This is a genomic window from Streptomyces sp. NPDC031064 (assembly GCF_055570965.1).
Genome location: NZ_JBVIGF010000001.1, coordinates 344,659 through 358,576 on the forward strand (window position 1 = coordinate 344,659; position 13,918 = coordinate 358,576).

Consider the following 13,918-nt stretch of genomic DNA (forward strand, 5'->3'; position numbering starts at 1 on the left):
CCCCGTCCTCTCACGACACTTGTGTATGCACACCGACGGCGGAGACGACTCCCACGCCCACCCCTCGGCGCAATCCTGCGGGTCCTGGCCTGAGCACCCCGTCGCGGTTCAGCCGCAGCGGGCTTCCGCCACCGAGCACGGGCGGCGGCAGCGGGACGAACGCGGTGTCCACGCCGACCGTGGACCGGGAGCCGACCACGAAGCCGGCCCCGCCGGTCCGTACCGACCCGACCGTGTGCGCGGGTGCCTGGCGCTCCACCAGCCGCCGCAGCGCCTTCGGGTCCGCCGATCCGGCGGGCAGGAGCACCCGGAACCGGTGCGCGTGCGCGGTGAGCGGATCGCCGTCCGGGTCCCCGAACGCGCGCAGCGGCGCCGCGCCCAGGGGCGAGCCGCCGACCCGGAAGCGGCTCGCCGACCGGCCGAACAGCCGTACCGAGCCGAGCCCTTGCCCCTGCCCCTGCCCCACCTCACGCTCCGGGCCGACCGCCGCGCGCAACTGCGCCCAGCGGCGGTCCGTCGCCAGCTCGTCGATGACCGGGGCCACCCCGAACACGATGCGCACCGCCTCCCGCAGCGCCCAGGGTGTGCCCCGGCGCCGGTACAGCTCGGGAGCCGCGGCGAGGAGCGCCCGCCGGGTCCCCGCGTCCCAGCCCGCCTCGAACGACAGCCCCAGCAGCCCGGCGAGCCACGGCAGCACCCGGTCCGGGACGCCGGCCGGGTCGAGGAGCGCCGGGTACCGCTCGATGACCCGGTCCAGGTCGGCCAGCGTGGCGTCGAACAGCGACAGGAAGCGCTCGGTGAAGTCGTCGGCCGCCGGGTCCTGCCGGAAGGCGGGCGGCAGCAGGTCGGCGCTGGTGACCCGGGGGAAGTCCAGCCGGACGCGGTGCACGACGGGGGTCGCGCCGCCGTCGCCGGACAGCTTCAGCCGTAGCCGCAGGTAGCGGCCGGGCGGCTGGTCGACGAGGAAGTCCGTGACTCCCGGGGCCGACGCCTGCCAGTCGCTCTCCTCGTACCGGCCGTCCTCGGTCACCACGATCCCGGCCGACACCGCCGTGCCCGCCGGCACGTCGGCGTCCAGGCGTACGCGGTGCCAGCGGCAGCGCGAGACGCCGCTGTCGATCAGGGTGGTGACGTACGAGCCGCTGGTCACGTACGCGCCGGCCGGCGGCGGCACGGTGTCCCGGGGCAGGCCCCGCCAGGTGTAGCCGTGGGTCAGTGGCCCCTCAGGGCCCTTCTCGCTCAGGCAGAAGCCTTCCTCGTCCACCGAGGTGAGCGCGGACGGCGGCAGGGCGTCGGCCAGTTCGGCCGGGGTGACGGTACGGAAGGGCCGGCCGTGGCCGCCCCGGTGGACGCTCAGCCGGGAGCCGTCGTCGGTGAGCACCCACACCGTCCGCCCGGGTCCGGTGCGCAGCCCGACGATCTCGCCCCGCGCCCCGGTGCGCAGCGTCCCCCGGTAGCCGCCCGTCGAGCCGTACCGGCGCAGCTCGGTGGACCCCTGGCAGGCGATCAGGACCTCGTCGCCCGGCGCCATCGCGGCCCACCGGGGCCGCCGCACCGGGATGACCCCGGCGAGCTGGGCGCCCTCACGGCGCCATACGAGCACCCGCTCGGACTCGACCACGGCCAGCCGGTGTCCGCGCGCGGCGACCGAGACCGGCTCGCGCAGCATGCCGGGGTCGCACGCGGGCGGCCACACGGGGGTGAAGGCGCCGGTACAGGGGTCGCGGCGGAGGAGCCGGCGCTCCCGGGGGACGAGCAGGTACCAGCCGCACGGCCCGCACCCGGGGGTGAGGCGCGGGTCGGGGAACCACGGCAGCAGCTCGGCCCTGGTGGGGCCTTCGGGGGCGTCACCGGGGTGGGCGAGCCGGATTCCGGCCGGGTCGTCGAACCCGACGATGCCGCCCGTGCCGGGCTCGCCGGCCGGGGTCTCGTCCCAGCCGGTGTACGCGTCGAGCAGGCGGAAGGTCGCGGGGTGCGGGGTGCAGGTCATGGCCGGTCTCCTACCGGGATCAGCAGCGGGCGCTCCGGCCAGACCAGGTCGTGGGGCCCGATCGCGTGGTCGGTGCAGGGGGGCAGCCGCACCCCGTCGACGGTGAGCGAGAGCCGGGAGACGGCCAGCACCCCGTCGACCGCGAGGAGGCGCCGCACCAGTTGGGTGTGCCGCAGCGCGCCGCCGAACGGCCAGCCCGCGCCGTCCTCGCCGCCGCGCAGCGGGTCCAGGTACGTGCGCACCGCGTCGCCCGCCCCGGCCAGGACCGCGGCCCGGTCGAGGTCCGGGTCGAGGGCGACCCACGACTCGACGGCGACGCGGCGGTACGAGGGGGCGGCCGCGACGACCGTGACCCCGGCGGGGGCGGCCTCGCGGGTCAGGAAGCCGGCGACGGCCCGCAGCGTGGCGGCGGTGGGCACTGGCGGTTCGCCGCCGCCGTCGCCCGGCGGCACGACGAGGACGCCCACGACGCCGGGGATCGGCGCCCCGGCGAAGTCGGGGTGCAGACCGGGCACGCCCCTGGCGCGGGCGACCGACGCGCCGGGTGCGCGCGTGGCGAGCAGGCCGTAGTCGGCGGGGGCCACGGCGCGGCCCCGGGCGCGGAGTTCGCCGACGCCCCGGCGCATCGCGGCGGCGTCGGGCTCGGCGTCGGTGCCTCCCGATGCGGGGAAGGGGTTGGTGACGCCGATGACGTACGGCAGGGCGGTGACCACGGAGTTGACGGCGCCCGCGCGCACGGCTCCGGCGCTGCCGCCGCCCACCCGGTAGCGGACGGCTCGGACGTTGCGGAAGCCGGGCGGTACGGCCGCGCCGTGGACGCCGTCGCCGAAGGTCACTTCGCCGGTCTCGTGGTCGACGGTGAAGACCCTGTCGTCGGCGCCGTGGGCGGCCAGGCTGTCCACCTCCCGCCAGCGGGAGGCGGAGCCGGCCCGGGTGCCGAACACATCGGCGCCGGGGTCGTCGTCGACCTCGATGACCACCGAGCCGGCGAGGATGGGTACCTGGCTGAGCCTCATACGGCGGCGGGCGCTCGCCCCCGTGTCCTGGATCGGTTGCAGCGGCTCGTCCCTGATGGTGCGGGCGGCCGTGGCGGGAACGGTGTTCAGGCGCAGCCCGGACAGCACCGGCGCGGGCCCGCCGAAGTCGCCGTGCGCGATCCGCAGCCGTAGCCAGCGCAGCGCCGGCCTGGGCCGGGCGCCGGGCGGGCTGCCGGGCTCCCAGGTGCGCGGGACCCGCAGCTCGACGGTGCCGCTCGCCCGGAACCCGGCCGTGGAGTCGCGCACCACCTCGGCGGGGACGAGCCGGGTGCCGTCGAGCACGTCCCAGCGCAGCAGCGGCGCCGGGAGCAGGGGCAGGGGGGTCAGGCCGCCGGAGCCGGCGGGGGCGGGCGGGGCGGCGGCCACGACGAAGCCCAGCGAGAGGCGCGGGTGGGGGGCGGCCGTCCCGGCGAGCCCGATCCACAGGCCGTTGCCGGGCTGCGGGTCCCGGCCGAACGGCGCGAACGGGCGGCCGGGGCCGGCCGCTCCGGTGGGCAGGGTCTCCAGCGTTCCGCCCTCCTGTACGGCGAGGGCGGCGAGGGTGGCCGGGGTGGCGTACAGGTCCTGGTCCGTCTCGTACACCACCTGCCCCGCCGGGCCGGAGGCCGCGCTCTGGAACCCGGCCGGTACGAGGACGGAGGCGCCGTCGGGCGGGTTGACGGTGAACTCCAGGAGGGCGGCCGCCGCCCCGGCCGGGCGCCGTCGCACCCCGGCCGTCGCGAGGTGTTCGGCCAGCACCTTCTCCGGCAGCCGGTTGACGCGCGAGAGCACCGGTTCGGCCTGGGTGCCGAAGAGACGGACGAGCGCCACACCGGCGTCCTGGCGGTCGGGGTCGGTCCAGTCCGGGGTGTAGCCCGCGATCCGGCCGCGTACCTTGGCCCGGACCTCCTCACGGGTGGCGTCGGTCAGTTCGGGCTGGACGCCGGTCGGCCCGGGGCCGGGGACGACGCGGCCCTCTTTCCGCCGCGCGGACTTCTCCCACCACACGTCGCCGGTCATGCCAGGCCCTCCCCCGGTTCGATGGCGGGCACGATCCTGGTGCGGACCGTCCGCAGGACGGGCAGCTCCCCGGGCCCGAGCGGCAGTTCGCGGCAGTCCTCGTCGGGTGCGGCCCCGTCGAGGCCGATCGCCACGGCGGACACGTCCGCGAGGTCGCCCAGCGCGCGTTGCGCGGCCCGCAGCAGGACCGACGGGTGCAGCGGCTGTCCGAACGGCCAGCCGTCCCGGTCCTCGCCGCCCACCAGCGGGTCGAGGAAGCGGCGCAGCGCCTGGGTGAGCACGGCGGTCGCGCGGGCGCGGTCGGCGGGGTCGCCCGACAGGTCGGCGCGCACCGCCACGTCGCGGTAGCGGGGTGCGCGGACGAAGACCTCGGAGGTGAGCAGCCGGGCCCGCTCCAGGTGGGCGGCGACCGCGCACAGCATGCCCGGGTCGGGGCGCGGCGCGGCGACGAAGTCCTCGCCGGTCACGTCGTCGCGCGGCGCCGCCGGTACGAGGTGGACGGTGACCGCGCCGGGCACTGTGGCGCACGGGAAGCCGGGGTGCTCGCCGAGGGAGGCGTACGCGCGGGCGACGGCGACGCCGGGCGTGGTGCGGGCGAGGGTGACGAAGTCGTCGGCGGTGACCGCGCGGGTCACCTCGCCGAGGGAGGCGGCGGCGCGCTGCCGTGCCTCGGTGACGGTCTCCGGTTCGGCGCCGCCTTCGGCGCGGACGAGGCTGACGGCCGTGACCGCCGCCGGGGAGTCGCCGGCCGGGACCCAGTTGGCGGTCATGCCGCCGTTGCCGGCCCGGCCGCCGCCGATGGCGTACTCGACGCTCGCGTCGCCGCCGGGGCGGGGGATGCGGCCGGTGAGTCCGTCGCCGAACACCACCGCGCCCTCGGTCCGGTCGAGGACGTAGACCCGGTCGGCCGGCCCGCCGAAGGTGAGGTCCGGCACCGGCCGCCACGTCTCGCCCGCGAGCCGTACGCGTGCCTCCAGGAGCCGCTCGGCGGCGTCCGGCAGGACGAGGTGCTGGCCGGGCAGTTTGAGCCAGGCGTCGATCTGGTCCCGGAGTTCCTCGCCGCTCGCGGTGCGCCACTGGCGGTGGTGCGCGGCGGAGACGTTGACGGCGAGCTGGAGCAGGCGCGGCGGCGCGGCGTGGGTGGCGGCCCGGGTGGCCAGCAGGATGCCGCAGTCCCGGGTGGTCCAGCCGGCGGGCGGGTGGAGCCTGACGACTCCGGAGCGCCGCAGCCCGGCCGTGCCGTCCTCGACCTTCTCGAACGGGCCGTGGACGTCCGTGCCTGGCCGGAACCAGGACCAGGTCAGCTCGGCGGGCGGCGGCACGTCGGCGACCGCTCCGGGCAGCCACGACGGGGCGGACGCGGCGGGCGCGTCCAGCTCGAACAGCAGGCTGAGCGGGCCGGGCGCGGGGTGCGCCCCGGTGAGCGGCAGGGTGAACCGGGCGCTCGCGGGCGCCCCGTCGCTCGCCAGGAGCGGCACGCCCCGGCGGGCCGGCAGGTCGGCGGTGCGGTCGCGGTCGGTCCATACGGTGACCGGCGCGCCCTCGGCGAGCGGGAAGACGGCCACGTCGTCGTCGAGGGTGAAGACGATCCGTCCCGCCGGGTCGCGGGTGAGTTCCGTTCCGGCGGGGACGACGGGGACGGCGGTGCCCGTCCGGCCGGCGGCGACGCGCAGCACGGTGGCGGCGGGCCGGGCCGGGCGCGGGGGTTCGAGGCCGAGCAGCCGCAGTATGGCGACCACGAGCGGGTCGGGCACCTGGTCGAGCCAGTACAGCCGCTGTTCGAGGAGGTAGGCGAAGAGTTCGAGGAGGGTGACGCCGGGGTCGACGGGCGCGTGCAGCGTCCAGGTGCCGTCCGACTCGGCGGGGATGCGGCGGCGGATGGCCGCCATCATGTCGGCCCAGGTGAGGTCGTCGAGCTTGGGCGCGGGCAGGGTCATGAGCTGCTCCCCGCGGGGCCGGTGAGCCCGGCGTAGAACGGGAACACCAGGTTGGCCTTGGTGTTGCTGCGCCGGATGCGGTAGACGACGGAGACGGTGATCCGCGACTCGTCGGCCGGGTCGGCCTCGGCGCGGACCTCGTCGAGCTCCACCCTGGGCTCGTGGTCGCGGACGGCGGCGGCGATGGAGTTCTCCAGGTCGCGCAGGTTCTGGACGCTGCCGGGCGCGAAGACCAGTTCGTGGGCGCGGGTGCCGAGTTCGGGCCGCATGACGCGCTCGCCGGTGCCGGTGAGCAGCAGCGCCCGCAGGCAGTGTTCGATGCTCTCCTCGCCGACGGCGTACCCCAGCCGCCCGGACGCGTCGGGCAGGATCGGGAACCGCCAGCCGGTCCCGAGGAACTCCTCGCTCATGCCGTCCTCGCCTTCTTGGCCAGGACGGCGGGGGTGAGCGGCGGGGTGGGCGGGCCGGTGGGCCCGGCGGCGGACGGGTGGGTGTGGGTGTTGAACGCCTGGAGCAGCGCGTTGCCGAGGACGAGGGGCTCGGTGGCGCCGCCGCCGAGGTCGATGGAGGGGGAGTCGACCGTCACCTTGGGCGCCTTGAGCGTGATCTCGCCCTGCGCGGTCACGGTCACGCTGCCGCCCGCGGCGGCGGTGATCCGGATCGCCTTGCCCTCGTCGTCCAGTTCCACCACGTGCCCGGCGGCCGAGGTGACGCGTACGGCGGCCTTGGACCGGGTGTCGTCGAGGAGCACCTCGTGCCCGTGCCGGGTGCGGATGACCTTCTGGTCGCGGCCTTCGGTGCGGGCGGTCGGCGGCTTGTCCTTGCCGTTGTAGAGGCCGCCGAGCACGATCGGGAACCGCATGTCGCCGTGGACGAACGCGACGAGGACCTCGTCGCCCTTCTCGGGCACGAACACGGTGCCGTAGCCGTGCCCGGCGTAGAGCTGGCTGACGCGGATCCAGTCGGTGACGGTGACGTCGTCGAACCACGGGAACTTCAGCTTGACGCGCCCCTCGTCGTCGCCCTCGTTCTCCACGACGAGCGCCTCGACGACGCCGTAGTACCGCTTGTCCGTGCTGCGGGCCCGCGGTGTGGTCCTGATGGTCACTGGTCCCCCTGGTGGATGCGCCGTCCGGTGAACTGGGTGAAGAACCCACCGGTGTTGAGCGTGTGTTCGACGCGTTTGACGAAGTACATGCCGGAGAAGCGGCGCCCGAGGCCGTGGATCTCCAGGTTGTCGCCGGGCCGCAGCTCGGGCAGGCCGGCCACCTTGCCGGTGGCGGTGATGAACTCGTACGCGCGCTCCCGCAGCAGGCTGATGGCCAGTTCGCGGGCCTCCTGGTCGCTGCCGACGGGCGCGTCGACGAGGACTTCCTGGCGGCCCTGGAGGGTGGACTCGGCGACCTGCGGCCCGCTCTGCCCGTCGGCGGTGTTCTGCCCGGCCGGAAGGTTCTCGGCGGTGGCGGTGAACGCGATGGGCTGTTTGGTGCGGGGGTCCCAGCCGCGCACGGTGACCTTGCTGACCTGCTGGGACACCGTCAGGGTCGGGGTGAACTCCAGCAGGTTGGGGACCAGCCCCGCGGGCTGGGCCGTGGGGCCGGTCGACAGCCCGGGCGCGTACGCCAGCCGGTACACCCGCATGGGGCGGCCGTCGCGGCCGTCGGTCGGTTTGATGAAGTACAGCGTGTCCTCGCCGGTCTTCGGGTCGGGCAGGATGTAGCAGTCGAAGTCCAGCCGCTTGGCGCGTTCCAGCAGGAACGTGGCGTCGTCCTGGTTCTTCTGCACCACCCGGTCGTGCGTCGGCCCCTCCCGGGTGACCTCGACCCGGAGGTGGTTGCGCTGGGCGATCTGCTCGGCGATCCGCCAGTCGGGCAGATTGCGGTAGATCTTGGTCTCGTTCTCGGTGGGCTTGCGGTCCTTGAGCCGCAGCAGCCCGTCCACGCCGCTCACCTGGACGGTCGGGGACGCGCTCTCGGTGAACTTCGGGGCGAGCGTGGAGATGGTCCCGGTGGCGACCGTGAGCAGTTGGTCGGCGTAGCCGAGCCGTACCGAGACCCGGCCGCCGAGGCGGAAGCTCGGCGAGTCGCTGTGCTTGAAGCGGAGGTTGGCGTCGTCCCAGTTGTTGAGGGTCAGGTCGAAGCCGGACATCTCGTCGATGTCCCGGTTCACCTTGATGTCGATGATGTCGTTCTTGGTGGAGGGGTCCATCTCCAGGCCCTCGATCATCACCTCGAACTCGGGCGCGTACCGGTCGGGTGAGGCGACCTCGGGGGTGGGAGTGCTCATGGCGCGCTCCTCACGGCAGCCGGGGCACGGTCAGCACCCGGCCCGGCCGCAGGTCACGTGGATCGGTGATGCCGTTGGCGCGTGCCAGCTCACGCCAGGCGTCGGGCCGCCGGTACAGGGCGCTGGAGATGGAGCTGAGCGTGTCGCCGCGGCGCACCACATAGCTCTTCTCCACGGTGGGCGAGGAGCGCGGGGTGTCGGCGACCTGCACGGCGGCCGGCCGGAACTCCTTGAGCGTCAGGTCCAGCATGGCGCGCAGCGGTACGCCGTCGGGCCGGAAGAGCTGGTAGTTGACGTCCAGTTTCTCCACGACACCGGTGAAGACCTCTTCGTCCCAGACGAACCGCACGACCGGCGGGGCGTGTTCGCGGCTGTCGGGGCGCAGCAGGTCGCGGAGGGCGTCGACGTAGGTCTTCCGTACGTTCTCCAGGGTGTCGGAGGTGTCGACGAGCGCCTGGACGGTGAGGGTCTCGGTGCCGCCGCGCACGTACTGCAGGGGCGGGGTCTCCAGGCCGGGGATGGTGATCTCGGCGAAGGTGTTGGCCTTGCTCAGCTTGTAGTCGGTGGGGTTGAACCGCAGCGGGATGCGCCGCCGCCGCTCGTCGGCGATCACCGGGCGGACGATCTCCAGGTGGGCCTGGGCCGCGCCCTGGCGGGCGAAGGACACGGGCGTCACGCTCACGGCCGGCCCTCCCCGTCGCCGAAGCCGCGTTCGGCCTCGGTGCGCCTGGCGCGGGCGCACGCGTCCTCGTACAGCTTCGACCAGGCCTGGATGTGCTTGTTGAACAGGCGGGTGAACACGGCACCGTCGTCGCCGTCCACCTGGAAACGCACTTCGAGATGGTGAATGGTCACCTTCGGCACGTCGGTCACCTCCCTCGGTTCGGTCGCGGCAGGACGCTCGCGGCGGTGTCCTGAAGGACCTTGGTCAGTCCCTCGTGGGCGATCTCCAGCGATTCGATGGCGATCGCGTTCTGCTCGGCGTGCAGGTCGGGGCCGGTCCACTTGGCGGCCAGGCCGCCGTGGAACGCCCAGGCCGCGCCGGGCGTCCCGTCCGGGCCGAGCACGATCACCGCGCCGTCGCGGCGGGCGCCCAGCGAGTCGGCGAGCCCGGCGCGGTACCAGTCCCACAGGCCCGGGTCGCGGACCACGCCGCGTTTGAGGGTGATCCGGTTCCACGAGTGGCGCACCGGCAGTTGGTGCACCGAGTCGTTGCGGCCGCCCTCCGGGTAGCTCGTCACCTCCAACTGCGCGCCGAGGCCGGCGACCTCCTGGAACGCGCCGGAGGCGACCAGCGGCAGCAGCAGCGCCTGTGCGGACGGCAGGTAGGCGTCACCGGGGTCCAGGGTGACCAGGAAGCGGTACTTCGGCAGCGGGTCCTGGTTCATGCCTCGATCACCTCCAGGCCCCGGTCCTGGCCGAGTACGAGTCGCAGCCGGATGAACTCCATGGGTACGGCGGGGGCGACCTCGATCTCGCAGACGAGCCGCCCCGGGTCCTGCTCGGGCGGGTTGTTGGTGTCGTCGCACACCACCCGGAACGCCTGCTCGGGCCGTGCCCCGGCGAGCGCCCCGGTCCGGAACGCGGAGAGCAGCACCGAGGTGACCGCCCTGACCAGCGTCAGGCGCAGTTCGGGTGAGTTGGCCTCGAACACCAGCGGGCCGGCGACCCGCCGGATGGCGCGCACCAGGAGGTGCACGAGCCGGCGGTGCGCGATGTGGCGGGTGCGGGGGTCGGCGGAGAGGGTGCGTCCGCCCCACACCATCAGGCCACGTCCGCGGGTGCACCGCACCAGGTCCACCCCCGCGTCGAACAGCCGCACCTGCTGCGGCTCGGGGAACTGGTCCGCCAGGTCGACCGCCTCCAGGATCACGGCGTTGGCCGGCGTGTGGTGCGCCCCGCGCTCGGCGTCGAGGCGGGCGATGACCCCGAGGACGTGCCCGGAGGCGGGGACGGTGCGCAGCCCGTGCCCGTCGGGGGTGCGCAGCGCCGGGTGGTAGACGGCCGCGCAGGCCAGGAGCGCGTTGTCGCCGGTCGACGTGAGCGACCGCACCCAGCCGACCGCCTCGTCCACGGCGGACAGCCCGGGCGGTACGTCCAGGACGGCGAGGCGGTCGTGCAGCGGGGCGACGCCGCGCAGCAGGCCGAGCACCACGTCGGTGTGCGTGCCGCCGGTCAGGTCCGTGCCGAGGTCCGGCAGCGCCACCAGCGCCGGTTCGGGGAGTTCGGCCTGTACGGCGATGGCGTCCTCGTAGGCGTCGCGGGTGGGCGCGGAGTCGGTGCCGCCGGTGAGCGTCAGGTCCCAGGACATCGAGATCGGGCCGGGCCGGCCGGGCTTCGGCGGGGGCCCGTCCGGGACCAGCCGGACGAAGCGGGACGCGGCCAGCCGGTCCGCCGCTTCGGGGAGCGGCAGACCGGGGAACGCCTCGGGCGGCTCGCCGGGCACGGTGACCCGTACGCTCAGCGTCGGCGGCCCGGCGACCGTGCTGGCCTGGTAGCGGATCGCGACGTGCGCGCCGTTGGCCCAGGCGCCGGGGCTGGTGGCGACCGCCCGGTAGCGGGTGGCGGGGAAGCCGCTCAGCGGACCGACCGTCCACCGGGCGCGGGCGGTGGCGGCCGGGCCGGAAACGCGCACCACCCAGGCCGTGCGGCCGCCGTTCTCGAAGAAGCCGCGCAGGGCGTACGGGGTGGCGAAGGCGCCGTCCTGGTGGTCGCCCCGGCCGGAAGGGCCAGGGGGCGGGCCGAAGGTGCCCACGACGTCGTTCCAGCTCTCCACCCGCACCGGGGCACCGACGGGGCCCCGGCGGAGCCGGCCGAGGAACGCCGCCACGTCGGTGCGCAGCGGCTCGGCCTCCAAGCCGCGCGGTGCGGACGTGAGGGTCACCCCAGGAAGCGCTTCACGGGTCATGTCAGGTCTCGATTTCCAGCTTCTCGACGGCGATGACGAGCGTCTCCATGGCGATCTCGTTCTTGGTGGCGCTCAGGGTCGGGCCGGTGTACTTGGTCGGCCAGCCGCGGCTGAAGTTCCAGCGCATGACCACATTGCGGTTCTCGTCGAGGAGCTCGATCTGGCCGGAGGTGCGCTGCACCGTGCCCTCCAGTGCCTTGACGACCCACCTCCAGAAGTCGACGTGTCCGGTGATGCCACGCTTGAAAGTGAGGTTGGTGTACTTCTTGAGCCCCGGGATCTTGCGGACGGTGATGTCCTCGCTCCCGTTGCGGTACTCGATCGGCGGGAGCTCCAGTTCGAGGCCGCTGGCCTCGGTGAAGGACCCGCTCACCGCGACACCGTCGTTGCTGACGTTGCTCACGATGATGCGGAAGTTGTAGGACGCGTACGGGTCGTCCCTGACCGCAGGCGGCATGGCGGCCTCTCCTTATTCCTTGGTCGGGTGGTGCTCAGGTGAGCTGGCTCTCGCGGGTCTTCTGCTGGATCCGGAAGATCACGAACTCGGCGGGGAAGACCGGTGCGACGCCGATGACGCAGATGAGACGGCCGTTGGCCAGGTCGTCCTCGGTCATCGTGGTGCGGTCACAGGCGACGAAGAACGCCTCGCCAGGGGTGCTGCCGGCGAGCGCGCCGCTGCGCCAGACCGTGGTGAGGAAGTCGGAGACCGTCTGGCGGACCAGGGCCCACAGCGACTCGTCGTTGGGCTCGAAGACCACCCACTGGGTGCCCTCGTCGATCGACTCCTCCAGGTAGAGGAAGAGCCGCCGGACGTTGACGTACTTCCAGGAGCTGTCCGAGGAGAGGGTCCGCGCGCCCCACACCCGGTGGCCGAGCCCGGGGAAGTACCGGAGCGCGTTGATGCCCTTGGGGTTCATCAGGTCCTGGTGGCGCCGGGTGATGTCCTGGGCGAAGCCGTCGGCCTGCCGGACGCCCCGGACGACGACGTTGGCGGGCGCCTTGTGGACGCCGCGTTCCACGTCCACCCGGGCGTAGATGCCGGCCATGTGGCCGGAGGGCGGCACTTCCACGTCGCGGTTGGTGGCCGGGTCGCGGGTGACCAGCCAGGGGTGGTACAGGGCCGCGTACTTGGTGTCGAAGGGCTCGCGGAACGCCTGGATGCCCTCCGTGTCGAGGCCGTCGCGCGGGTCGAGGATCGCGAACCGGTCCTTGAGCAGTTCGCAGTGGGTGACCAGGCTCGATTCGACGGTGCCCGACCACATGCCGGGTACGGCGCAGACGGCCACCTCGTCGATGTCCTCCAGGGCGACGATGCCGGTGCGCCGGCCGCTGCCCCCGTCGGTGCCGACGAAGTCGGCCACGCTCAGGGACTCGTACGCGTCGTCGCCGCCCTCCAGCGTGAGCCAGGAGCCGATCGCGGGCACCGGGAACTTGGCCGGGTCGGTGGACAGGCCGGGCAGCGCGGTGGCCCGCACGAGCTGGGAGCGGCTCTCCAGGGCGGTGGTCAGGTTCGCCGGGGTGTCGCCCGAGAACCGCAGGTTGCCGAAGGTCTCGGCGACCGTGGCGCCGCCCGGGTCGGTGAACCGGGTGCTGACCTCCGCCTCGATCAGGTGGATGCGGTCGGTCTCGAAGAACGTGCCCGGTACGTCGCGGTCGAAGGTGACGGTGTCGCCGTTGACCGTTTCCACGCCCACCGCGGTCAGGGCGGTGCCGTCGTCGAGCTGGACGACGGCGCCCTCGTACAGCCTGCTCGCGCCGCCGATCCGCAGGGTGCGTCCCGTCGCGGTGTTGCCCCGGCGCACCCGGCGCACCGTCAGGCCGGTCTCCCAGGCGTCGTGCGTGGTGCCCGCCGGGAAGGTGAGCGTGACCTTGCCGTCGGCCGGCTGGCCGACCTGGGCCTTGAACCGGCCGGGGCCGATCTGCACCCACACGTCGGCGGGGAGGTCGTCGGGGTCGAGCCCGGTGACCGCGGCCACCTCGGCCGTCTCGCTGTTCTCGGCCGCGTCCGCGACCAGGCGGGTGACGAACAGGCCGCCCTCCCGCGGCTCGGGCAGCACCGGCAGCGCGGCGCCGACCATGGGCTGGACCCGGACCTGGACGCCCCCGCCCCATGTGCCGGGGCTCACCGCGGCGAACCGCAGCGTCTGTTCGGTGGCGCGCTCGCCGATCTGGACGTAGTCGCCCCGGGAGCTCCTGACCTCGGCGGGCAGCGGCTGGGCGAGGGTGACGCGGCGGGTGGTCATGTCGTAGCCGGAGACGGTCACGGTGTGGATCGCCTGCTGGTCGTCGCCGCGGAGGACCTGGATCTGCTGCCCGGCCCCGGTGAAGCCGATCAGGTGGCCGAGCTGGAGGCGGGTGGCGCCGCGCGCCGCGTCGGCGGTGATCGGACTGACCAGGCCCTGGCCCAGGGAGCCGGACGCCGCCCGGGCTCCCCCGCTGGCGACCCGCTTGACGTACAGACGCTGGCCCCCGTTGTCGAAGAAGCCCTTGACGGCCAGCGGGAACAGCCACCAACGGCCGCCTTCGGAGGGGTTGTTCGCCCACGCGTCCCGTACGGACACGTCGGGCTCCGGCAGGAAGCCGCCGAAGGTGTTCTGGAACTCCAGGAAGTTGGTGACCAGTTTGGGCTTGCCGGTGTACGGGCCGCGAGCGGTGACGCCGACCATCCCGGCGGTGCTCGTGCTCACCCCCGCGATCGGCCGTGGCCCCGCGTCGATCTCCTCGACGTAGACCCCGGGGCTCAGGTACTCGGCCATGAATG

Annotated in this window: 12 protein-coding genes; all 12 read right to left on the reverse strand. The window is 74.3% G+C overall.

Annotated features, from left to right (window positions below):
* Positions 1–10: 10 nt before the first annotated feature.
* Genes ACZ46W_RS01430 through ACZ46W_RS01485 form a run of 12 tightly spaced genes read right to left on the reverse strand, consistent with a single transcriptional unit; the run spans position 11 to position 13,913 of the window.
* On the reverse strand, positions 11–1,990 hold the full coding sequence (locus tag ACZ46W_RS01430) for a phage tail protein (RefSeq protein ID WP_468329526.1): 1,980 nt from the start codon (positions 1,988–1,990) through the stop codon (positions 11–13).
* Positions 1,987–4,026, reverse strand: a complete 2,040-nt coding sequence (locus ACZ46W_RS01435) for a putative baseplate assembly protein (protein WP_468329529.1) — start codon at positions 4,024–4,026, stop codon at positions 1,987–1,989. Before ACZ46W_RS01435 ends, ACZ46W_RS01430 begins: the two co-directional genes overlap by 4 nt.
* A complete protein-coding gene (locus ACZ46W_RS01440) occupies positions 4,023–5,963 on the reverse strand; it encodes a putative baseplate assembly protein (protein WP_468329532.1) in 1,941 nt (646 codons plus the stop codon). The genes ACZ46W_RS01435 and ACZ46W_RS01440 overlap by 4 nt, the downstream gene beginning before the upstream one ends.
* Positions 5,960–6,373 carry a GPW/gp25 family protein gene (locus ACZ46W_RS01445; protein WP_468329535.1) on the reverse strand — a complete coding sequence of 138 codons (414 nt, stop codon included), beginning with the start codon at positions 6,371–6,373 and terminating at the stop codon, positions 5,960–5,962. The genes ACZ46W_RS01440 and ACZ46W_RS01445 overlap by 4 nt, the downstream gene beginning before the upstream one ends.
* Positions 6,370–7,071, reverse strand: a complete 702-nt coding sequence (locus ACZ46W_RS01450; protein ID WP_468329538.1) for a phage baseplate assembly protein V — start codon at positions 7,069–7,071, stop codon at positions 6,370–6,372. Before ACZ46W_RS01450 ends, ACZ46W_RS01445 begins: the two co-directional genes overlap by 4 nt.
* On the reverse strand, positions 7,068–8,249 hold the full coding sequence (locus ACZ46W_RS01455; RefSeq protein ID WP_468329541.1) for a phage late control D family protein: 1,182 nt from the start codon (positions 8,247–8,249) through the stop codon (positions 7,068–7,070). Before ACZ46W_RS01455 ends, ACZ46W_RS01450 begins: the two co-directional genes overlap by 4 nt.
* Before the next feature lie 10 nt (positions 8,250–8,259).
* Entirely contained in the window at positions 8,260–8,931 is a 672-nt protein-coding gene (locus ACZ46W_RS01460) for a CIS tube protein (RefSeq protein WP_366126083.1), read from the reverse strand.
* On the reverse strand, positions 8,928–9,113 hold the full coding sequence (locus tag ACZ46W_RS01465; RefSeq protein ID WP_366126084.1) for a putative phage tail protein: 186 nt from the start codon (positions 9,111–9,113) through the stop codon (positions 8,928–8,930). Before ACZ46W_RS01465 ends, ACZ46W_RS01460 begins: the two co-directional genes overlap by 4 nt.
* Before the next feature lie 5 nt (positions 9,114–9,118).
* Positions 9,119–9,637, reverse strand: a complete 519-nt coding sequence (locus ACZ46W_RS01470) for a phage tail protein (RefSeq protein ID WP_366126085.1) — start codon at positions 9,635–9,637, stop codon at positions 9,119–9,121.
* Positions 9,634–11,157 (reverse strand): phage tail sheath family protein, encoded by a 1,524-nt coding sequence (locus tag ACZ46W_RS01475; protein WP_468329547.1) that lies wholly within the window; start codon positions 11,155–11,157, stop codon positions 9,634–9,636. Before ACZ46W_RS01475 ends, ACZ46W_RS01470 begins: the two co-directional genes overlap by 4 nt.
* A gap of 1 nt (position 11,158) precedes the next feature.
* Positions 11,159–11,614 (reverse strand): phage tail protein, encoded by a 456-nt coding sequence (locus ACZ46W_RS01480; RefSeq protein ID WP_468329550.1) that lies wholly within the window; start codon positions 11,612–11,614, stop codon positions 11,159–11,161.
* Positions 11,615–11,648: 34 nt separating this feature from the next.
* Positions 11,649–13,913 (reverse strand): phage tail sheath C-terminal domain-containing protein, encoded by a 2,265-nt coding sequence (locus ACZ46W_RS01485; RefSeq protein WP_468329553.1) that lies wholly within the window; start codon positions 13,911–13,913, stop codon positions 11,649–11,651.
* Positions 13,914–13,918: the final 5 nt, after the last annotated feature.

Excerpts from the sequence above, each read along its gene's own strand:
- ACZ46W_RS01430 (WP_468329526.1), bottom strand. The coding sequence starts at position 1,990 with ATGACCTGCACCCCGCACCCCGCGACCTTCCGCCTGCTCGACGCGTAC.
- ACZ46W_RS01435 (WP_468329529.1), bottom strand. The coding sequence starts at position 4,026 with ATGACCGGCGACGTGTGGTGGGAGAAGTCCGCGCGGCGGAAAGAGGGC.
- ACZ46W_RS01440 (WP_468329532.1), bottom strand. The coding sequence starts at position 5,963 with ATGACCCTGCCCGCGCCCAAGCTCGACGACCTCACCTGGGCCGACATG.
- ACZ46W_RS01445 (WP_468329535.1), bottom strand. The coding sequence starts at position 6,373 with ATGAGCGAGGAGTTCCTCGGGACCGGCTGGCGGTTCCCGATCCTGCCC.
- ACZ46W_RS01455 (WP_468329541.1), bottom strand. The coding sequence starts at position 8,249 with ATGAGCACTCCCACCCCCGAGGTCGCCTCACCCGACCGGTACGCGCCC.
- ACZ46W_RS01470 (WP_366126085.1), bottom strand. The coding sequence starts at position 9,637 with ATGAACCAGGACCCGCTGCCGAAGTACCGCTTCCTGGTCACCCTGGAC.
- ACZ46W_RS01475 (WP_468329547.1), bottom strand. The coding sequence starts at position 11,157 with ATGACCCGTGAAGCGCTTCCTGGGGTGACCCTCACGTCCGCACCGCGC.
- ACZ46W_RS01480 (WP_468329550.1), bottom strand. The coding sequence starts at position 11,614 with ATGCCGCCTGCGGTCAGGGACGACCCGTACGCGTCCTACAACTTCCGC.
- ACZ46W_RS01485 (WP_468329553.1), bottom strand. The coding sequence starts at position 13,913 with ATGGCCGAGTACCTGAGCCCCGGGGTCTACGTCGAGGAGATCGACGCG.